Origin of the sequence: Umezawaea sp. NPDC059074, from assembly GCF_042738955.1 — a bacterium.
In the GTDB taxonomy this organism is placed as follows: domain Bacteria; phylum Actinomycetota; class Actinomycetes; order Mycobacteriales; family Pseudonocardiaceae; genus Umezawaea.
Window position 1 is genome coordinate 85,186 of sequence record NZ_JBHYHC010000002.1, and the last position, 21,406, is coordinate 106,591.

The window sequence follows — 21,406 nt, forward strand, 5'->3', positions numbered from 1 at the left end:
CCCGCCGCCCCCCCCACGTCATCGCGGACCCCGCCCCCACCCAGATCTACACGTGGTTGGGCGTCGGCCGCGTCCGCCGCCCCGACGAGGGACCGGGGCGACCGCACGCCCCGGCCACTGGTCGTTCAGGACCTCCTCGCCCTGCACGTGCATCCGCACAAGGCGAACGCCACCCGCGAACGGGTGGCGTTCAAGGCGTACCGGGGAACGACCGTCAGCGGCTGGTGGCCGAGCGGCCCATCTCGTGGTGGCGTTCGGCGATCTGCGAGCGCGACCGCACGCCGAGCTTGCCCAGTATCCGGGTGACGTGCGCCTGCACCATGCGCCGCGGCAACGACATCCGCACCGCGATGTCCGGATTGGACTGACCACTCGCGACCAGTTCCGCGATCCGGCGCTCGACCGGCGTGAGCGTGTCCCAGCCCCCGGTCGCCCGCGCGGACGCGGCGATGTCGTGGTGGATGTCGAACTCGTCCATCTTCGTCCTGGCGCGGGCCAGGTCCCACCGGGCGTCCAGCTCGGTGTAGATCTCCGCCGCCTCGGCGTACGCCGCCCGCGCGTCGGCGCGCATCCCGACCTGGGCCAGCAGCACGGACGCCTCCTCCAGCGCCGCCGCCAGCTCCACGCGGCGGCCGACCTGGCGGTAGTGCCCGACCGCGACCAGCGCCGGTTCCGGGTCGCCGGTCACGAGCGCCTTGCACCGGTGCAGCGCGGTGTACGCCCGCGTCGGCACGGCCTCGCGCGCGGCCTCCAGCTCGGCGACCTCCATCACCTCGGCCACCCGCTCCTGGTCGCCGACCTCCAGCGCCAGCCGCAGGATGTCCGGCAGCCACTGGTGCCGCAGCATCATGTCCGCGTACGCCGGGTTGAGGATGCGCTTCACCGCGTCCAGGCCCCGCCGCACGTCGCCGCTCTGCACCGCGGCCAGCGACCGGGCCAGCAGCAGGAAGTCGCACGCCTCGCGCTCGGCCGCGGTCACGACCAGCAGCTCGTCCGCGGCGTCCAGGTGGGCGGCCGACGCCGCGCCGTCGTGGCGGTGCAGCGCGATGAGCGCGGACACGCCGTGCAGCAGCAGCCCGTTGGGGCCGGGGTCGACCAGGCCGCTGTAGCTGATCGCGGGACCGTCCTCGGTCACCGTGTCCAGCTCCAGCAGCGCCTCGTCCCAGCGGCCGGTCCAGTAGTGGTGCACCGCCGCGGAGATCTGCGGCCCGACCGGCAGGCCGTGCTTCACGGTCAGCTCGTCCACCGTCGCCAGCGCCACGTCCACCTCGTCGAGCTGGTCGAGGTTCTGCAACGTGAACATCCGGTTGTCGAGCAGGTTGAAGTGCATGCCCGCCAGCTCAGGGGCCCCGCCGAGCGCGGTGATGGCGTCGTCCACGTACCGCAGCGCGGTCCGGTGGTTGCGCCGCACCGACTCGACCAGCCACAGCGTCTGGAGGGCGTGCGCGATCAGGTAGGCGTCGCCGTTGGAGACGGCCTCGGCGTGCGCGGCCTTGCCGGTCACCTCGGCCTGGTCGATGTCCGTCACGTCGCGGATCAGGTGCGCCAGCAGCGACTTGTGCCGGAGCTGCCAGATCTTCGGCACCGACGGGTCGACCTCGACCTCGGTCAGCGCGCGGATGGCCAGCTCCCGCTTGTCCTGCCGCAGCAGCGTGGCCGCGAGCAGCTGGCGCAGCTCGGCCGAGCGCGCCGGGTCGGTGGAGATCGCCAACGCCTGCCGCGCCTCCGCGTCCGGGTTGCGCGCCAGCCGGAACAGCACCCGCACCAGCGCCGTGAGCAGCAGTTCCCGGTTCGGGTCGCGCGGCCCGACGAGGTCGAGCGACTGCTCCAGCAGGTCGGCGGCGATGAGCGGCGCGCGGTTCGCCAGCTCGGCCGCGTTCTCCACGAGCCAGTCGCCGACCCACTCGTCCAGGTCGGACGCGGCGGCCACGAGCTGCTCGGCCACGCGGCTCGCGGGCGCGTCCACGTCGGCCAGCGCCTTGGCCGCCTGCTTGTGCAGCACCCCGCGCATCGGCACGGCGATGCTGCCGTACACGGCCTCGCGCAGCAGCGGGTGCCGGAACACCAGCCGCGGCTCGCCGTGGCCGAGCACGTTGGCCGCCATGGCGTCCTTCACGGCGCGGGCCACCTCGGGCACGAGCCTGCCGGACAGCACGGCGATCTGCGCGATCGTGGCCTCCGCGCCGAGCACGGCCGCCCAGCGCAGCACCTCCCGCGTGCGTTCGGGCAGCGCCTGCGAGGTCCGCTGCACGGCCGCGAACAGCGTGCGCGGCGCGTCGTCGGCCTGCGCCTCGTCCACGTGCGCCACGCCGTCGATCAGGTCGACGGCCCGGTCGCGGACCAGCGCGCCCACCATCTCCCGCAGGTACAGCGGGTTGCCCGAGGCGCGCGCGGTCAGCCTGCGCAGCAGGTGGCCCGGCCTGCCGCCGACGAGGTCGGCGGTCATCGAGTCCACGTCCGCGTAGGTCAGCGGTTCGAGGACCAGCACGTCGCCGTCGTTGGCGCGGACGCGCGACCGCAGCTGGTCCAGCTCGGTGCGGCCGTGCCGCGAGCGCGAGCAGGTGACCAGCAGCAGCGGCAGCTGGCGGGTCGCCGCGGCCAGTCGGCGCCACAGCGACACCGTGGACTCGTCGGCCCACTGGAGGTCGTCGAGCACCAGCACGGTCGGGGCCTTGTGGCACATCCGGTCGACCAGCGCGAGGAGGCGGTCCACCGCGCTCTGGATCGGGTCGTTGTCGTCGGTGTCGCGGGTGCTCGGCTCGCCGGTGCGCAGCCTGCGTGCCAGCTCGGCGCGGTCCGGGTCCGGCGAGGACTGGTCGACGCCGAGGCACTCCAGCAGCACCTGGAGCGGGAACCGGCCCGCGAGCTGGTCGGCGACGGCCCAGCCGATCTGCAACCCCAGTCGTTCGGCGTCGGCGAGCGCGACGGCCAGCAGCTCGGACTTGCCGATGCCGGGCTCGCCCTCGATCCACACCGTGCCGCCGACGCCCAGCGCCAGGTCGGTCAGCCTGGTGCGCAGGCGCTCGGTCTCGGCCTCGCGGCCGACGAAGACGGTGCTGTTCGCCTTGCGCAGCACGCCGGTCTCGACCGGCTCCTCGTCGTCCTCGGGCTCCTCGACCTCGACCAGGGCCTCCGCGCCGCGGAGCACCTCGGCGTGCGCCTGGCGCAGCGCCGGTCCCGGCGTCGCGCCGAGTTCGCTCAGCAGCGTGTCCCGCGCCTCGCGGAACACCTTGAGCGCCTCGGCCTGGCGTCCGCCGCGGCTCAACGCGGTCATCAGCAGCGCGTACAGCGACTCGCGCAGCGGGTGGCTCTGCACCAGCGCGCCCAGTTCGGCGGCCAGCTCGACGTGCGCGCCCAGCACCAGCCGGAGCGTGGCAAGCGCTTCCACGGCGGAGAGCCTGCGCTCGGTCAGCCGGTCGCGCTCGTGCTCCGCGTACGGTCCCGGCACGCCCGCGTACGGCTCGCCGTGGAACAGCGCGAGCGCCCGCTCCAGCTCGTCGGCCGCGTCGCGGTGCTCGCCCGCGCCCGCCAGCTCCTCGGCGTGCACGACCCGGCGCTCGAACGCCACGGCGTCGACCTCGGCCGGGTCCAGCCGCAGCGCGTAGCCGAGCTTGGTCGAGAGCAGCACGTCCCGGCCCTCGGCGACGCCCGCGTCCCCGAGGGTGCGGCGCAGCGCCGAGATGTAGGTGTAGACGCTGCCCGCCGCGCTGACCGGCGGGGACTCGCCCCACACCGCGGTGATGAACTCCTCGCGGGTGACCGTCTGGTTGGCCCTGGAGGCCAGCAGGGCGAAGACCGCGCGCTGCCTGCTCGGGCCCAGCGGGATCTCCGCGTCGCCGAGGACCGCGCGCACCGGGCCCAGCAGTTCGACGCGCAGACGCCTGTTGCTCGCTGCTTCCTGCACGCTCACTCGATTCCCTCTAGGCGTCGGTGTGCTCGTCGCGGCGTCGTCGGGTGGCGGGGGGAACGGCGGGCCAGGGCTCGTGACGTCACCTGCACCCTCCTCGCGGCTCGTCGGGAAACCCACACCACCGTCAACGACCGAGGGGCGAAGGAGGTTCACCCGAGGCCGTCGCTTCCACCGGCGGATCCTACGCACGTCCGGATAACGTCCGGTGTCACCCGCACCGCCATTCGGGTCTTGTCCTGATCACGGGTGCTCTGCTAGCCGCGGGCGCGCCGCGCGGGATAAACGGACTAGTCGGACTTATCGGGCGCGATCGGGTGTCGTTGGTCCCGCCCGCGGACCGGACGCGCGCCGCCGGAATACCCTCACGCCGTGACGACACCACCGGTCGAGCAGTGCTCCTGTTGCGGCGCCGCCATCAGCAACCCCGGCCGCGTCGACTACGTCGTGCCGCTGCCCGACGGCGCGACGCGGTCGCCGGACACCGACCCCAACGCGGCGTTCCTGCGCCTGGAGAGCGGGCAGGCGTTCGCCCGGTGCCTGCTGCCCGTGCGGCTGACCGGCGGCACGACGCTGGTCTACCTCACCTGGATGGAGATCAGCGACGAGGACCTGCGCCGCGCCGCCGCCGAGTGGCGCGGCGAGGGCTGGGCCGACCTGGTGCTCTACGGGAAGCTGGGCAACGACCTCAAGCCGTGGGAGAAGGAGCTGCGCGGCGCCGAGGTCATGGCCACGGTCGGCGCCCCCGACGAGCCGCCGACCGTGCAGAACTCCGACCACGAGCTGCTGCGGCGGATGCTGACCGAGACCTGGGACCGCGACGTCGTCCTCAGCTGGTTCAGCGATCCGCTGCCGGTGGCGCTGCGCGCCCGGATCTCCCGGAACTGGAGCCTGGAGCGGAGCGCGGGGCTCGCGGCGGGGCTGGACAACCGCACCTGGCGGTTCGTCGCGCCCGGCCGCAGCGTGTTCGTCGACGTGCTGACCGACGGTCAGCAGCGCCCGCCGGGCGAGTTCCTGCACGAGCTGCTCGACGGCGCTCCCGAGGTGCCTGCGGGCCAGACGCTGATCACGCCGACCGCCGACGACATCACCCACGCGTTCTGGCTGGAGACCGTGGTGGACGGTCGGCCGCAGCACGACTTCTACGCCCACGTGGTGCGGCGCGGCACGGCGTTGAGCCTCGGCGTCTTCCACAGCGACCCGGACGACCACACGTGGGCTCTCCACGTGCTGCGCTCGATCAGGCACCACGGCTGAGCCCCGACCGGGCGCGGTGGACTCCCGCCGCCGGTTGTGACGAGCCCCCGGAGCGGGTCGCCCAGTGGTCCAGTGCTTCCGCCCCGGTGGTCCAAAGTGGCGCTGACCAGGCCGTCCGGTGGCGAGTTGTTGCACGTGGGGTGGTGTGCGGCGGTCCCGTGTGACAGTCTCGCCCTGACCCCTGCGACCGCCGAGACCCGTCGTCACTACTTGGTCACTGTTTCTCCACACCCGCTTCTTAAACTGTTGACACGCTTGGGCTGCCTTTGTCGGTTCCCCCTCCGCAGGGAAGCGGGCCCGAAGGTTTCGGTCCTGGGATCTGCTCTCGTGGGTATGGAGAAGACCATGACAATTTCGGATGAATCTCGGGTGGCCAGGATGAATTCCCTCCGCCCCACCGGTGACCACAAGTTCCACCCCGTCTCGGCGATGCTCAACGATCAGCAGCTCCAACTGATGCGCTTGTTGGCGGGTGGGCTGCCCGATCGTTCGATCGCCCGACGCCTTTGCCTCGCCCCCCGTACCCTCGCCAGGCGGATTTCCGAGATCTACCGGATCCTGGGTGTCGACACCCGCTTCCAGGCGGGTGTGGCAGCCCAGCGGCTGGGGATCATCGACGAGCCAACCGCCGGAGAACTGCCTGTTAGGTCGCGTGTAGGGGTGGTGTAGGGGGCCCGGCCCTCGGCCGATGTGCGGAAGGGCAGGTGGGGGTAACACGTTCGGGCAGTCTTTGTTGCGTGAGCTGCATCTCGCTGGTTAGCGTCCGCTCAAGGGGTGGCAGCTCCTTGCTTTACGGCAGAGTCACGGCGGGCCCATCCGCATTGAACGGCTTCGCCGGTCTGTACGTTTAGTTGACACGAGAACGATGTTTCGGTGGGTGTTATCCGGGTTACCGGGCATTGATCGACGACTTCGTGAGATTTTAGTGAGGAGTTGCAATGACTAGTGCTGAGAACTCGGTAACAAAAGAGGGCATGATCGCTGCGGGGCAGCGGATGCAGGAAGCCTCGCAAAAGGTCCAGGCCGAGCGCCAGGACGTCGAGGACGCGATCACCCGCCTTTTCGGCACCTTCACCGGCTCCGCCGCGACGGGCTACCGCCGGGCGATGACGAACTGGTTCGGCAACGTCGAGACCATCGTCAACGAGCTCAACCGCATGAAGACCGTCATGGACCAGGGCGCCGAGCTGGTCGGCCAGGGCGACCGCGACACCTCGGACCAGGCCGACGACATGGATCGTCAGATCTCCACCGTGACGAGCGGCGGGCTGTCCGGTCTCTGACCGCGGACACCGGTAGAAGCAGCTTCGCACCCAGGAAGGGAACCGCACCATGAGCCAGCCCACATACACTTACAGCGGTGGCATCAACGCCGGCGTGTCCAGCGAGATGATGGACGCCCACAGCAAGATCAAGGCCGAGCTCCTCGCGCTCGACACGGACATGCGGCAGTCGCTGACCCACTGGCAGACGCCCACGTCGAAGCAGCAGTACGAGCTCTCGAAGCAGCGCTGGGACAACGCGGCCGACACGATGCCGCAGTCGCTCCAGATCGCGTCGTCGACGCTGGAGAACATCACGCTGCGGATGAACAAGACCGAGGACGCCGTCACCGACAGCTGGTCCTAGGCAGTTCGCCACCGACGGCTCCGCCGTCCGAGCACGCGCCGCGGCGGGGAGGTCGTGGCCGGGAAGTCCCAGTGACACCCGGCCACGACTTCCGCTGCCGCGGTGGCGTGCGCAGCAGGACCTCAGCGACACCACCCGATGCGAGCCGCCACGGCGTGACCCCGCCCTGGCTGAGCGGTACAGGAGGCAGGACCCATGGCGGACGGCGACGTTGTCCAGTACGAACCCCCGGACGGGTGGTCACCCACCGGGCACGCCTACGGCGACTTCGTAAGTGCCACGAAGCACGCGGACGGCACCTACACGATCAAGTACGACAACGGTGACACGACGAACTTCGGCACCCCGACCGTCGCGAAGCCGGACCCCAACTGGCGGCCGGACACCGGTGGCGCCAACGGCAACCCGTGGGACAGCACCAAGGGCACGACCGAGCCGCCCCTGGCCGCCCCGCCCGCCGTCCCCGGCGGCAACGAGACGCCCGGCAAGGGCGTGCACGTCATCAGCGTCGACGCGATCACGCTGTACGCGACGAACATCGAGGCCCTGCTGCCGACGATCACGTCCACGATCACCGAGCTGGACGACCTGTCGGCCAGCGGTTTCGGCGCGGGCTACTTCGGCGCGGCGAACAACTTCAAGTCCAAGGTGTTCGGCGGCGCCAACTCCGCGAACACCGCGACGCTGCTGGCCTCGACCCGCACGGTCTTCACCGAGGCCGAGTCGATCATCAAGTCGGTGGCGCTGCGCTGCCGCGAGATCGCCCAGAAGTACAAGACCGCGGACGAGCTCACCGGGTTGGACGCGGAGGAGTTCGGCCGGATGGTGAGCGGCGTGAAGTCCAAGGTGGACAACCTCCCCCTGGGTGGAGCCAGCTGACCAGCTCGCTCTAAGTTCGACCCCTGTCGGGTCCAGCCGGCCAGGTTGGACCCGACAAAGCTGTATCGGCGGTGCGCGGTTCCGGTGCCTGCCAGGCGTCGACGCTCGCCTGGCGGCCTGTCTTGAGCAAAGGTGTGGGTGCGCGATGGCTCCCGGCGTGTATGACAAAGACGGGTTCAAGCCCGGTCCGACCGGCGGGGTGTACCCGGACCCCACGGCGAACCTGACCGACAACCGGGACTTCGAGAGCTGGGACTGGAAGCAGGTCCGGGCCGCCGTCGTGGGCTACGCGGCGACCGGCGACGTGCCCGCGAGCGTGCCCGGCGCGGACCCCGCCTCGATCCGCAAGGCGTCGAACGTCTTCAACCGCGCCCGTGCGGCGCTGGAGTACCTGAGCGACAACATCCGGTTGCAGACCGAGGCGCTGGCCGGTGAGAACGGCGCCTGGAAGAGCCCGGCCGCCGACGCCTTCCACGGCATGAACACCTTCTTCGCGGCCAAGCTCCAGGCCAAGGCCGACCAGATCAACGGCGGCGAGCTCGTCGGCACGAACAACGTGCCCGCCCAGATCTGGGAGAGCGGCAACTACCTGGAGTGGGCCCAGAACACGATCAAGTACATCGACGGGTACTACGCCGACTACGTGCGCTCCGTGGGCGTCACGATGAACGGCGGCCTGGCGCGGATCTCCGACTACCCGGAACTCGTCGCGCAGCTGGGCGAGGACATGAAGAAGGTCGTGCGGATCCTCGCGGCCCAGTACACGATGAACACCGACAGCGTGACGGTGCCGAACGCCGCGGACTTCCAGACCAAGCCGAAGCCGCCCGGCCCGGACGACCTCCCGCCGCCTCCCGGCGCCCCGCCGCCCCCCGGTGGCGGTGAGCCGCCGCCCGGTGGTGGCGCCCCTCCGCCCCCGCCCCCTCCCTCGCTCCCCCCGCCGCCCGGTGGCGAGGGTGGCGGCGGTGGCGGGGGCCAGGGTGGCGGCGGCGGAGCCCCGCCTCCCCCCAAGCTCCCCCCGCCCATCGACGTCGGTGGCGGCCCTGGCGGCGGCCCCGGTGGCGGTCCCGGCGCGGGTGGTCCCGGTGCGGGCGGTCCCAAGAACCTCTTGGCGACCCCTCCGCCCCTCGACATCGGCGGCGGTCCCGGCGGTGGCCCCGGTGGCGGCCCTGGTGGCGGTCCCGGCGGAACCGGTGGCGGCCCCAACGGCATCGCGCCCCCTCCTCCCCTCACCGTGCCCCCGCCCCCCGGCGGCGGGTCCAACGGTCCCGGCGGCTCCAACGGCATCAAGCCCCCGCCGTCCGTCAGCGTGCCCCCGCCCCCCGGTTCCAGCACGGGCGGTGGACCCGGCGGCACCGGTGGCCTCAAGCCGCCGCCGTCGCTCGCGGTCAACCCCCCGCCCGGTTCCAGCACGGGTGGCGGTCCCGGCGGCACCGGCGGTCTCAAGCCGCCGCCCGCGCTCGACGTCAACGGCCCTCCCGGCAGCGAGAACGGCTCCAACAACGGCGCGGCCAAGCCGCCCGCCCTGCCCAACCCCGTGGACATCCAGGCGCCCGGCTCCGGCCCCGGCGCCGGTGGTGACAAGGCGGGCCCCGGTTCGGGCATGCCGATGATGCCTCCGGGTGGCGCCGGTGGCGGTCAGCCCGGTGGCTCCGGTTCGGACCGGCCGGACTCGTCCGGTCTGCTCGGCGGCGTCAAGTCGCCGTGGGAGTCGCTCAAGCCGCCGGTCGTCGGCGACCCGAGCGTCATCAAGCCCCCGGCGGTCAAGCCCGAGGACTGGGCCGCGCCCCCCGGCATCGGCAAGCCCCCGGCACTGGACATCCAGGGCCCCGGCGCGGGCAGCCCCGGCGGCATGCCGATGATGCCTCCGGGTGGCGCCGGTGGCGGTCAGCCCGGCGGCGCCGGTTCCGACCGCCCGGACTCGTCCGGTCTGCTCGGCGGCGTGAACAAGCCGTGGGAGGCGGGTTCGCCCTCGCCCATCGGCGGTCCCAGCGAGGTCGCCCCGCCGGTCGTCAAGCCCGAGGACTGGGCCGCGCCCCCCGGCGTGGGCACCCCGCCCGGCGTCCAGGTGCCCGGCGGTCCCGGCGGCATGCCGATGATGCCTCCGGGCGGCATGGGCGGCGGTCAGCCCGGTGGCTCCGGTTCCGACCGGCCGGACTCGTCCGGTCTGCTCGGCGGCGTCAACAAGCCGTGGGAAGGGCTCACGCCCCCGGTCATCGGCGACCCCACGGGCGGCGTCAACCCGCCCGTGGTCAAGCCCGAGGACTGGGCGACGCCCCCCGGCGTCCAGGTGCCCGGCGGCCCCGAGGGCCTCACGGGCTCGGTGCCGCCCCCGGTCGACGTGTCGGGTCCCGGCGGCGTCGGGTCCCCCGACAGCCCCGGCGTCCCGGTGCCGCCCGGTGTCGGCGTCCTGCCGCCCCTCGGCGTGCAGACCCCGCTGTCCCCGAACACCCCGGTCGTCCCGCCGGTTCCCGGTGGCACGACCACGCCCGGCCAGCCCGGCGCGCAGTCCCCGATGATGCCTCCGGGCGGAGCGGGCGCGGGCCAGCCCGGCGCGGGCTCCGACCGGCCGGACTCGTCCGGTCTGCTCGGCGGCCTGCACGAGCCGTGGGCCGGGTCCGACGACGTGGGCAAGATCGGGGGCAACTCCGACCTCATGCCCGCGTCCGACAAGCCCGAGTCCTGGGCGAACACGCCCGCCGACTCGACGACGGCACCCGGCGCGCCGCAGCCCGGCACGCCGATGATGCCGCCGCCGATGGCTCCGGGCGCAACGCCCCCGGCGGCCGCCGAGCACTCGGGCTCGTCCGCGCTGCTCGGTGGCGAGACCAGCTCGTGGGAACCGGCCCTGCCCCCGATGGGGACGGACCAGGTGAGCGACACCCCGGCGGCGCCGTCCGCGCCGTGGGCGGTGACGCCCGGCGAGCAGGTCGTCGCGCTGCCCACCGACCCCGTGTCGGCCCCGGTGCTCCCCCCGGAGACCGTGCTCGACCCGCAGGTCGGCGTCGTGGCGCCCGGTGACCAGGTGGTCGCCCCGCCGCTCGGCACCGAGCCCGTGCTGCCGCCCGGCGGCACCGAGCCCGTGCTGCCGCCCGGCGGCACCGAGCCCGCGCTGCCCCCGGCGGGCACGGAGGTGACCCCGCCTCCCGCGGGCACCGAGACCGCTCCCGTGCTCCCGCCGGAGACCGCGCTCGACCCGCAGGTCGGCGCGGTGACCCCAGAAGCGCCCGTCGACGTCGTCACGGCCCCCGAGGTCATGACGCCGGACGCGGGCACGCCGGAGGTCGCCGAGCCGGTCGAGGAGGTCGACCTGACCCCCGCGGCCGCCCCCGCTGGCTGGGCGGCGAGTTCCGACGTCGTTCCCGCGACGCCGGGCGTGCCCGCCGCCGCGGCGACCGCCGCGGCACTGGGCGCGAGCGCCGTCACGGCGGCCGCGTTCAGCTCCATGACCCCCTCGGTCCCCGGCGCTCCCGCGGTCGGCGGCACCCCGCCGGTCGCGGCCCCGCCCACGGGCTCCGGCACGGGTTCGCCCGGCGTCGGGACCAACGGCACGGCGCCCACGGGCTCGACCCAGCCGCAGGGCTCGGAGTTCCCGCACGTGGACGGCGACGGCTTCGTCGAGGACAACCGCGACGAGGACCGCGCCGCGGGCGCCGGGCTCGTCCTCCAGGGCGGCCAGACCGCGACTCCCGGCATCGACCGGGTGGCCGTGGTCCGGCCGGACGACGCGGTGCCGAACACCAGCGCGTGGGACACCGGGACGGCGGACTTCCTGCTGCCCGGCGTCGTCGTGCCCTTCGTCGTCGCCACGTCCGACAAGTCGGGCTGGGGCGAGGAGGAGGACGCGCCGCCGGACATCGTGCTCAAGTCGACCGAGCCCTGGGAGCCGGAGCCCACGCCCGGCCACGCCACCTACCGGCGCCGCAAGGGGGGCGAGGCCTACACGGTCGTCGACTCCTTCGTGGCCCCGTCCGCGTGCGGCGACGAGTACTCGCTCCCCGAGGACGAGCGCGAGGAGTACCTCGCCCTCATGAACAAGCCGCCGGTCGAGGACGAGGACGACGACGACCCGGACGCCGAGCCGGAGGAGAAGTCCGCGGCCGACCTGCTCAACGAGAGCGGATCGGCGTGGGGCGGCAGCAAGGTCTCCCGCCCGACGGGGGTCCTCGAATGACCACCACGACCACGCAGTACCGGATGGAGACCGTCTGATGGCGACCGTGACGGTCAAGCGCCCGCCGAGGGTGGCGGGTCCCGAGATGCCGACGGGGCAGATCGAGCTCCAGGAACCCCCCGTGCTCGCCGAGCCCGCGACGCGGGACATGGCGTCCATGATGATGTTCCTGCCCATGGGCATCGGCTCGATGGTCATGATCCTGGCGTTCTCGGGCGCCGGGGGCAGCTCGCCCATGACCTACGTCATGGGCGGCGGCATGGGCATCGCCATGATCAGCATGGGGCTCGGCCAGATGGGCCGGGCCTCGGGCGACCGCAAGAAGAAGATGGCGGCCGAGCGCCGCGACTACCTGCGCTACATCGGCCAGATGCGGACCCGCACCCGCGCCACGGCCGACGAGCAGCGGGCCGCGGTGCTGTGGAACAACCCCGCGCCGGGCTGGCTCTGGTACATCGCGGGCGGCTCCCGGCTGTGGGAGCGGCGGGCGAGCCACGACGACTTCGGCCGCGTGCGCATCGGCCTCGGCACCCAGCAGGCCGCTCTCGAGCTGGTGCCGCCGACGACCAAGCCGATCGAGGACCTCGAACCGCTCGCGGCGATCTCGCTGCGGCGGTTCAGCGAGGCCTACCGGACGGTGGCGGGCATCCCGATCGCGGTGGGGCTGCGCAGCTTCACCAGCGTCGAGTTCGCGGGCGACGTCGGCAAGGCGCTGGCGCTGGCCCGCGCGATGGTCGGCCAGCTCGTCACGTTCCACGCCCCCGACGAGCTGCGCATCGCCGTGCTCACCTCGGAGGAGACCCGCTTCGAGTGGGACTGGATCAAGTGGCTGCCGCACAACTCGCACCCCACGGCCCGTGACGACGCGGGCCCGGTGCGGATGCTCGCCTGCGACCACGACGAGCTGATGGACCTGCTGGGCAAGGAGGTCACCGACCGCGGCCCGCACGACAAGGCCGCGTCTCCCGGCGGCACCGAGCCGTTCATCGTGGTGATCGCCCACCTGGCGACGATCCCCGAGTCCTCCCGGCTGTTCGACGTCGGCCTGCGCAACGTGGTGCTGCTGGACATCACCGGCATGCTGCCCGGTGGCGCGAAGGTCCTCCGCCTGACGGCCGTCGACGACCGGATCGAGTTCCCCTCCGGCGACGGGGTCGGCGTCGCCTCCCGCGACGAGCTGAGCCTCGTCGAGTCCGAGGTGCTGGCCCGCTCGCTCGCGCCCAAGCGCACCAGCGGCACCGTGGAGCTGGTCGAGCGGTCGCTGGACTCCGACTTCGAGCTGACCACGCTGCTGGGCATCCGCGACGTGAACACGTTCGACATCAACCACCAGTGGCGTCCCCGCAACGTCCAGCGCGCCCGCATGTCGGTCCCGATCGGCGTGACGGAGGAGGGCGAGGTCGTCGAGCTCGACCTCAAGGAGTCCGCGCAGGGCGGCATGGGCCCGCACGGCCTGGTGATCGGCGCCACGGGTTCCGGCAAGTCCGAGCTGCTGCGCACCCTGGTGCTCGGCCTCGCGGCGACGCACTCGTCGGAGATCCTCAACCTGGTGCTGGTGGACTTCAAGGGCGGCGCGACGTTCCTCGGCATGGACAAGCTGCCGCACACGTCCGCCGTGATCACGAACCTGGCCGACGAGCTGCCGCTCGTGGACCGCATGCAGGACTCCCTCAACGGCGAGATGATCCGCCGCCAGGAGCTGTTGCGGGAAAGCGGTTACCCGTCGCTGTTCGAGTACGAGAAGGCGCGCGGCGCGGGCGAGCCGCTGCCGCCGTTCCCGACGCTGTTCCTGGTCGTGGACGAGTTCTCCGAGCTGCTGGCGAGCAAGCCGGAGTTCATGGACCTGTTCGTGTCGGTCGGCCGGTTGGGCCGGTCGCTCGGCGTGCACCTGCTGCTGGCCTCCCAGCGCCTGGACGAGGGCCGCATCCACCGGGTCGAGGGCCACCTGTCCTACCGGATCGCGCTGCGGACGTTCTCCTCGATGGAGTCCCGCAGCGTCATCGGCGTCGCGAACGCCTACGAGCTGCCCTCCGAGCCCGGCAACGGCTACCTGAAGATCGACACGACGAACCTGGTCCGCTTCAAGGGCGCGTACGTGTCCGGCCCCGCGCCGCTGGCGAAGGCCGAGACCGGCGACGAGGAGAAGGCGGCCCAGGAGGTCGTGCCGTTCGTCACGCACGCCCGCCCCATCCGCCAGCTCATCGTGGTGGACGAGGAGGAGGCGACCGAGGTCGTCGAGGTCGACCCGGTGGCGCAGGCCAACACGGTCAGCCTCGCCGAGGCGTTCATCGGCAGGCTCCAGGGCTCCGGCCCCGCCGCCCGCCAGGTGTGGCTGCCGCCGCTGGCCGAGTCGCCGAGCCTCGACTCGCTGCTCCCCAGCGTGCTGCCCGACCAGTTCCGCGGCATGAGCGTCGAGGACACGACGATGCAGGGCAAGCTCCGCGCCCCCATCGGCATGGTCGACCGCCCGTACGAGCAGGTCCGCGAGCTGCTGGTCGCCGACCTGTCCGGCGCGGACGGCCACGTGGCCGTGGTCGGCGCCCCGCAGTCCGGCAAGTCGACGCTGATGCGCACCATGGTGCTCTCGCTGGCGATGACCCACACCCCGTCGGAGATCCAGTTCTACGGCCTGGACTTCGGCGGCGGCGGCATCATGTCGATCTCCGGGCTGCCGCACGTCGGCTCGATCGCGACCCGGCTGGAGCACGACCGCGTGGTCCGCACCATCGCGGAGCTGCTGCTGCTGGTCGAGCACCGGGAAGAGGTGTTCACCACCCGCGGCCTGGAGTCGATGAGCGCGTACCGCGCGCTGCGGCGCACCGGCGAGATCGACGACCCGTACGGCGACGTGTTCCTGATCGTCGACGGCTGGTACACGATCAAGCAGGACTACACGGACCTCGAACCGCGGATCAACGAGCTGGCGATCCGCGGCCTGTCGTTCGGCATCCACGTCATCATCGGCGCGAACCGCTGGTCGGAGATCCGGCCCGCGCTGCGCGACGTCATCGGCACCAAGTTCGAGCTGCGGCTCGGCGACCCGATGGAGTCCGAGGTCGGCTCCCGCAAGGCGCAGACCGTGCCCGCGCAGCCCGGCCGCGGCCTCACCCCCGCGGGCATGCACTTCCTGTCCGGCCTGCCCCGCATGGACGGCAGCTCGGCCACGGAGGACCTGGCGGCGGCCACGAAGGCGCTCGCCGAGGAGGTCGCGACGTTCTGGCCCGGCCCGTCGGCCCCGCCCGTGCGGATGCTGCCGCCCATGCTGCCGTTCGAGCAGCTGCCCAGGCCCGAGCGGGACGTCCGGATCGCCATCGGCCTTGACGAGCAGCGGCTGGAGCCGGTGTGGCACGACTTCGAGTCGACGTCGCACATGCTGGTGTTCGGCGACAGCGAGACCGGCAAGACCAACATGCTCCGGCTGGTGCTCCAGTCGGTCATGGCGAACTACGGTCCCGACCAGGCGAAGATCCTGCTCGGCGACCCCAACCGGCAGCTCGACACCGTGGTGCCGGAGGCGTACCGCGTCGGCTACGCCATCACCGGCGACACGTTGAAGGACCTCGTCGGCAAGGCCGCCGTCTCGATGTCCCGCCGCGTGCCGGGCGAGGACGTCACGTCCGACCGCCTGCGCAGGCGCGACTGGTGGGAGGGGCCGCAGTTCTTCCTCGTCATCGACGACTACGAGCTGTTCGGCCTCGGCATGGGCCAGTCCCCGCTGGACGCGCTGCTGCCCATGCTCGCCCAGGGCGTCTACATCGGACTGCACGTCATCATCGCGCGCAGCACGTCGGGCGCCATGCGGTCGCTCAGCGACCCGGTGATCCGCCGCATGTGGGAGCTGGGCACGCCGGGCATCGTCTTCTCCTACCCCAAGGAGGAGGGCAAGTTCCTCGGCGAGGCCATGCCGCGCAAGATGGTCGCGGGTCGCGCGCAGCTGGTGAACCGAAAGGGCGTCCGGCTCGTGCAGACGGGGTACGTGACCGCACAGGTGCCGTCCACGAGCGGTGGTGCGTCGTGGTGATCAGGACTACCCGGAGCAAGAGGAAGCAGAAGCAGTCATGACGAGTGCGCAGGCCGAGCTCTGCCGCATCACCGTGTTCGGCCCGGCGGGTCGGGCGGACCTCGCCGTGCCCGTCTCGATCCCGGTGGCGGGTCTCCTCCCGGTGCTGCTGAAGCACACGACGGACCCGAACGAGCACATCGTCGCGGGCGTCGAGGTGACCGGGGAGCGGTCGTGGGTGCTCCAGCGGCTGGGCGAGCCCCCGCTGGACCCCGAGGGCACGCCGGAGAGCCTGGAGTGGCTGGAGGGCGAGACGTTCTACGTCCGCCCGGCCGCCAACCCGCTGCCGGAGCTGGCGTTCGACGACATCGCCGACGGCATGGCCACGGCGGTCGGCAGGCAGAAGGACCGCTGGCGCCCGGAGTTCAGCCGGTGGCTGTTCCTGACGCTGGGCGTCGGCGCCATCGCCCTGATGGGCGCCATGGCCGTCGGCGCGGGCACCACGCTGTCGTCCACGATCACCGCGGCGATCCTCGGCGGGCTGCTCGCCGGGGCCTCCATCCCGGTGTCCCGCAAGGTCGAGGACCAGCCGCTGGCGCTGGTGCTCGCCGTGCCGGGCCTGATGTTGACCGGTCTCGCGGGCGCCATCGCCGCGGACGGCGTGTCGGCCGCGTTCGACCTGCGCCCCGCGTCGGTCTCGCTGGGCGGGCTCACCATGGCCATCGCCTCGCTGGTCCTGCTGGGCGCGGCGATGCTGTGGGCGAAGGAGCTGCCGGTCGTGCCGATCGGCGTGCTGCTGGCCACCGGCTTCACCGCGTTCCTCACCATGCGGGTCTACCTCGACATGGAGCTGACGCCCGCGAGCGCCTCCGGCGTGTACGCGACGATCGCGCTGGCGATCCTGGTCATCGTGCCGAAGCTGGTGATCCGGATGGCGCGGCTGCGCGGACCGCAGCTGCCTCGTACGGCCGAGGAGCTCCAGACCGACATCGACCCGCTCGACGCCGAGCAGATCATCGAGCGCACCAAGAACGCCGACCGCTACCTGACCGTCTTCATGGTGGCCGCGTCGCTGGTCTTCATCTTCAGCTACCCGGCGCTGTTCGAGGCCCCCGGCTGGGCCCCGACGACGCTCGCGCTGCTGGTCACCGTGTCCGCGCTGGTCCGCTCCGGCGGCTTCCTCAGCGCGTGGCAGCGGATCGCGCTCGTCGTGGCCGGTGTCGTCGGCTGCGTCCAGCTCGTGCTGACCTACGGCGAGTCGATCTCGCTGGGCTGGCGGTCCGTCGTGCTCGTCCTGCTGGTGATCACGCTCATCGCGCTCATGCTCGCCGTGCTGCGCCCGCCGACCCGCCGACTGGTGCCGATCTGGGTGCAGCGCGCCCAGTGGATCGAGTCGCTCGTGGCCGCCGCCACCATCCCGGTGCTGCTCCAGATCCTGGGCGTCTACGCCTGGGCTCGCGGATTGGCCGGGTGAGCCGACCGTGCAGACGCAGAAGGACCACGTCCACGCCTACCAGTTCCTGATGCACCGGATGACGACCGCCCTCGTGGTCGGCGATCCGAGCAACATGGAGCTCCCGACCCGGCGCGGCCGGTCGGGCATGATCACCGGCGCGGTGATCGCGCTGCTGGTCGTCGTCGGTTTCGGCGTCTACGGGCTGATCGTGCCCGGCGGCAACACCGCCTACAAGCAGAAGGGCGCCATCCTCGTCGAGAAGGAATCCGGCTCCCGGTACGTCTACATTGACGGCAAGCTGATGCCGACGCCGAACCAGGCGTCGGCGATGCTCGTGCAGGGCGCGGGCTCCAAGATCTCGGTGATCTCCCGCAACTCGCTCGCCGGCCTGGCGCGCGGGCCGCAGATGGGGATCGAGGGGGCGCCGGACACCGTGCCGAGGCCGAACGAGTTGATGCCGGGCGAGTGGCTGCTGTGCCCCGCCGCCGCGCCCAACGGCGGTCCGAGCATGAGCATGAACGCCCAGGGCTCGCCGAACGCCAAGGTGTCCGACCTGTTCTACGTCCCGGTGCAGGCCCCCGACGGCAAGCTCTACCTGATCTGGAAGAACACCAAGTTCCAGGTCCCGGACGTCAACTCGCTCGTGGCGCTCGGCCTGGCCGCGACCAAGTCGCCGTTCGTGTCGAACCTGTGGTTGAGCCTGGTCGAGAGCGGTCCCGCCCTCTCCGCCGCCGAGATCCCGGACGCGGGTGACACCGGCCTGCCGGTCGCGGGCCGCCCGGCCAGGATCGGCGACCTGTTCTTCCACAGCCCCGGCAACGACACCAAGCAGTACTACGTGCTGATCGAGAAGGGGCTCGCCCCGGTGTCGGCCACCGAGTACGCGCTGATGGCCGCCAAGCCCGGCAGCAAGCCCCCGGTCGAGATCGACGCCCAGTCCATCCTGACGGCGCCGTTCTCCCCGGACCACTCGATGCTGACCCGCCTGCCCGACCTGATCGGTCGGCAGCCGCTGGTCGAGCCGCAGCTCCGGCAGGTGTGCCTCCGGCAGAGCGCCTCGGGAGCGGAGGTGACCACGTCCGTGGTCCTCGCCCCCGGCGCGGACCAGTGGGCCTCGGTCGCCGAGGACGGCGTGCTGCTGCCGCCGAACCACGGCCTGCTGGTCGCCGAGCTGCCCATCCCCGAAGGGCAGAAGACGCCGAACCGGTACCTGATCAGCGACCGGGGCAAGCGGTACCTGGTGCCCGACAACGACTCGATCCAGGCGCTCGGCCTGGGTGGTGTGCAGCCCGTTCCGATGCGCACCGAGGTGCTGTCCACGATCCCGTCGGGCCCGGCGCTGAGCCGGTCCAACGTGGTCGTCGAACAGGGAGGATGACGGCGATGGCCATTATGACCCGCAACCGCGAGTCCGGCGGTGATGTCGGTCTGACCAAGCACATCATCGGCAACGCCCTCGTGGTCTACCCGGTGGGCAACATGACCAAGGCGGCGCAGGACCTCGCGCTCACCGTCGCCGCGGACACGGAGAACGACCTCGTCGTGGTCGACCTGCCCATCAGCTCGCCGATCTCCATGTGGGAGTCGGTGGCGCAGGTGCTGCCCAAGCGCAGGCGCGGAGTGCGCCTCGTCATCGGGGGGCGCTCGCGGGAGACCACGGCACTTGCGGGTCACTGGCTGGCCGAACGCCTCAAGCGCACCGTGCTCGTCCCGGACGGCCCGGTCGTCCGGGGCGCGGGCGGGTCGCTGTTCGTGCACTCCGGCCAGGGCAGCGGCTGGGTGCGGTGCAGCCCCGGCAAGCCGCCGAAGTTCGAGGCCAAGCGCTTTCCCCGGCCCACGTGGGACGGGGGTGTCGTCTCGGAGAACTTCCCGACCAGCGCGCGCGGCATCGCCGAACCGCTGCCCAGCGGCGTGTGGATCCGGCCCATCGGCGACGACCCGCAGCTGCGGGCGCACCGGATGCGGCTGATCGAGATCATGCCGTGCCAGCCCGAGTACGTGACCGTGGTCCTCGGCAGCCCCGGCGGCGTGCCGCTGAGCCAGGACGACGTCGCGATGATGTGGCGCGAGCTGCCCGAGCACGTGCGGGACCGCGTGCGGTTCGTCCAGTACGGCCCGATGTCGGTCCCCAGGGGCCTGCTCGGCCAGGTGGTCGCCGACGCGCTCGGCCGCGAGGTCGTGTTCTACGCGGGAATGCCGATCGGCCCCGCCGTCGCGCCGGAGATCTTCACCGTCCGCCCGGACGGCAGCCTCGGCTGGCACGCCTACGCGCGGGAGATGTCCTACCGGCCGCGCGGCTCGGAGAACGAGCCGCCCAAGGTGCCGTCCGTGGTGACGCACCGCGCGCCCATCCCCGGCGGCCAGATGATCTCGCCCGGCGTCTACTGGTACTCGGTCGACGCCGTGGTGGAGGTCGTCCAGTCCGGTCTGCTGGTCCGCCCGCCCGCCGCGACGGCCAACGTCGAGGCGATCCGGTCGGTGCCGACCGACCCGGCCACCCACAACCTGATGTTCGAGGCGGACACCGAGGCCGACCTCGACCGCATGGAGTACCTCGCGGGCGACCTCGCCCAGCGGCTCGACAACTCGGTGCGCACGATGAGCCGGGTGCTCAGCGCGCGGTCCGTGCTGAACGAGCAGGCCAAGCCCACCTTCTCGCACGTGGCGTCCGGGTTCGCGGACACCAAGTCGTCCGCCGGGATCTTCGAGATCAGCGCGCAGGCGTCCTACGCCGCGCTGCCCCCGTCGATCGCGGCGCTGCCCGCCCCCACCGAGGCGCCCTCGTCGTTCCGCGAGGTGTCGGCCCCGTCGGCGCCCGCCGAGATCGAGGCCCCGCGCTACGAGAGCGCGCAGCTGTCCGCCCCGGTGGACTTCGGCGACCACGCCCCGCTGACCCCGCCGGTCGGGATGCCGGTGGCGGACCTGGTGGAGTTCCCGCCCACGCCCCCGATGCCCCCGTCCGCTCCCGTCGGGCCGCCGATGACGGAGTCCGCGCCGGTCGTCTTCGACGCCCCGGTCCGGCCGCCGGGCCTCGGGTCGGCCCCGGTCGCGCCGCCGTCGCTCGAATCGTCGTCGGTCGACCTCGGCCCCGCCGAGCCCCCCGCCCCGGCCGAGTACACGCCGGTGGAGTTCACGCCCGCGGCCTCGGCCCCGGTGGCGCCGCCCGTCACGGAGCCCGTTCCGGACGTCCCGGAGCCCGCCGCCGAGACCGTCGAGCCCACCGAGCCGGAAGCCGCCGCCGAGCCGGAGCCCGAACCGGCCGCCCCGGCCGAGCAGGCCGCTCCCAAGATCGCCCGCCTGCAGCCCGTGCCCCCGCCGGAGGCGACGGGCCTGCTGCCCAAGCGCGGCATCGAGGACGAGCGCGCCTGGCTGCGCCGCACGCTGGCCACGGAGTTCGGCACGATGACGAACTCCGTCGCCCGCATCCTGTCCGAGCACCCCGGCTTCCAGGGCGCGCTGTCGCGCGGCTCCGCCGAGGTCCTCACCGACGCGGTGGCCGTGCAGCTCTACCTGACCGTCCGCGGCAAGGCGGTCGACGAGGCCCTGCGCACCGCCGCGAACGGCCCGCACGTGCCGTTCGCCCGCTGCGTGGTGTCCGGCCTGAGCCGCCTGCCCTCGCACCGCGGCCCCGCGGTGTTCACCGCCTCGCCCACGCCCGGCCAGTGGGACCTCTACCGCGACCACAAGCTGGTCACCGAGTGGGGCTTCCTGCACGCGATGACCGCTCCGCCCGCCGAGCCCGCGGGCGAGGTGGACGTGCTCGTGTGGTCCATGACGGCCCGCCGCACCCGGCTCCTGGAAGCCGCGGACGGCGTGCAGGAGCGCGTGCTGTTCGTGCCCGGCACCAGCTTCAAGGTGCTGGAGATGACCGAGCCGGAAGCGGGCGGCGGCCGAGGCCAGATCCTGCTCCGCGAGTTGACCGCGGTCGAGATCGACGCCGACGGACGCGTCGACCAGAACCGCATCTCGCTCGACGAGTTGGCGCTGAACTCGTTGCGCAGGCAGCTCGAGCAGTGGGCGGACGGCTCGCCGTCGGTCCAGGTCAACCCCGCCTCGGCGGAACGTTTCGGCGCATTGCCCGGCTTGGCGTAGGGATTGGTGGAC

At 72.5% G+C, this 21,406-nt stretch carries 11 protein-coding genes; 10 read left to right on the plus strand and 1 reads right to left on the minus strand.

What is annotated here, in order from left to right; translation table 11 throughout:
* Positions 1 to 214 precede the first annotated feature (214 nt).
* The gene (locus tag ACFWW9_RS01590) at positions 215 to 3,904 is read right to left on the minus strand and encodes a BTAD domain-containing putative transcriptional regulator (protein ID WP_390370427.1); all 3,690 of its coding nucleotides are present in this window, start codon (positions 3,902 to 3,904) and stop codon (positions 215 to 217) included.
* 375 nt (positions 3,905 to 4,279) lie between these two features.
* On the opposite strand from ACFWW9_RS01590, the gene ACFWW9_RS01595 reads away from it, so the two are divergent.
* The 10 genes from ACFWW9_RS01595 to ACFWW9_RS01640 all read left to right on the plus strand — a co-directional run bounded on the left by ACFWW9_RS01595 (position 4,280) and on the right by ACFWW9_RS01640 (position 21,394).
* Positions 4,280 to 5,164 carry a DUF2199 domain-containing protein gene (locus ACFWW9_RS01595; RefSeq protein WP_390370428.1) on the plus strand — a complete coding sequence of 295 codons (885 nt, stop codon included), beginning with the start codon at positions 4,280 to 4,282 and terminating at the stop codon, positions 5,162 to 5,164.
* A 333-nt stretch (positions 5,165 to 5,497) separates the two neighbouring features.
* A complete protein-coding gene (locus ACFWW9_RS01600; protein ID WP_390370429.1) occupies positions 5,498 to 5,833 on the plus strand; it encodes a response regulator transcription factor in 336 nt (111 codons plus the stop codon).
* A gap of 269 nt (positions 5,834 to 6,102) precedes the next feature.
* A complete protein-coding gene (locus tag ACFWW9_RS01605; protein WP_390370430.1) occupies positions 6,103 to 6,447 on the plus strand; it encodes a WXG100 family type VII secretion target in 345 nt (114 codons plus the stop codon).
* 49 nt (positions 6,448 to 6,496) lie between these two features.
* Positions 6,497 to 6,793: a WXG100 family type VII secretion target gene (locus ACFWW9_RS01610; protein ID WP_390370431.1), complete on the plus strand. Its 297-nt coding sequence runs from the start codon at positions 6,497 to 6,499 to the stop codon at positions 6,791 to 6,793.
* 195 nt (positions 6,794 to 6,988) lie between these two features.
* Positions 6,989 to 7,672 carry a hypothetical protein gene (locus ACFWW9_RS01615; protein WP_390370432.1) on the plus strand — a complete coding sequence of 228 codons (684 nt, stop codon included), beginning with the start codon at positions 6,989 to 6,991 and terminating at the stop codon, positions 7,670 to 7,672.
* A gap of 157 nt (positions 7,673 to 7,829) precedes the next feature.
* A complete protein-coding gene (locus ACFWW9_RS01620) occupies positions 7,830 to 11,846 on the plus strand; it encodes a hypothetical protein (RefSeq protein WP_390370433.1) in 4,017 nt (1,338 codons plus the stop codon).
* A gap of 37 nt (positions 11,847 to 11,883) precedes the next feature.
* On the plus strand, positions 11,884 to 15,867 hold the full coding sequence (eccCa, locus tag ACFWW9_RS01625) for a type VII secretion protein EccCa (protein ID WP_390370434.1): 3,984 nt from the start codon (positions 11,884 to 11,886) through the stop codon (positions 15,865 to 15,867).
* Between the two features lie 37 nt (positions 15,868 to 15,904).
* On the plus strand, positions 15,905 to 17,320 hold the full coding sequence (eccD, locus tag ACFWW9_RS01630; RefSeq protein WP_390370435.1) for a type VII secretion integral membrane protein EccD: 1,416 nt from the start codon (positions 15,905 to 15,907) through the stop codon (positions 17,318 to 17,320).
* A gap of 7 nt (positions 17,321 to 17,327) precedes the next feature.
* The gene (gene eccB / locus ACFWW9_RS01635; RefSeq protein ID WP_390370436.1) at positions 17,328 to 18,680 is read left to right on the plus strand and encodes a type VII secretion protein EccB; all 1,353 of its coding nucleotides are present in this window, start codon (positions 17,328 to 17,330) and stop codon (positions 18,678 to 18,680) included.
* A gap of 5 nt (positions 18,681 to 18,685) precedes the next feature.
* Positions 18,686 to 21,394 (plus strand): hypothetical protein, encoded by a 2,709-nt coding sequence (locus tag ACFWW9_RS01640; protein ID WP_390370437.1) that lies wholly within the window; start codon positions 18,686 to 18,688, stop codon positions 21,392 to 21,394.
* The last annotated feature ends 12 nt before the right edge of the window (positions 21,395 to 21,406 follow it).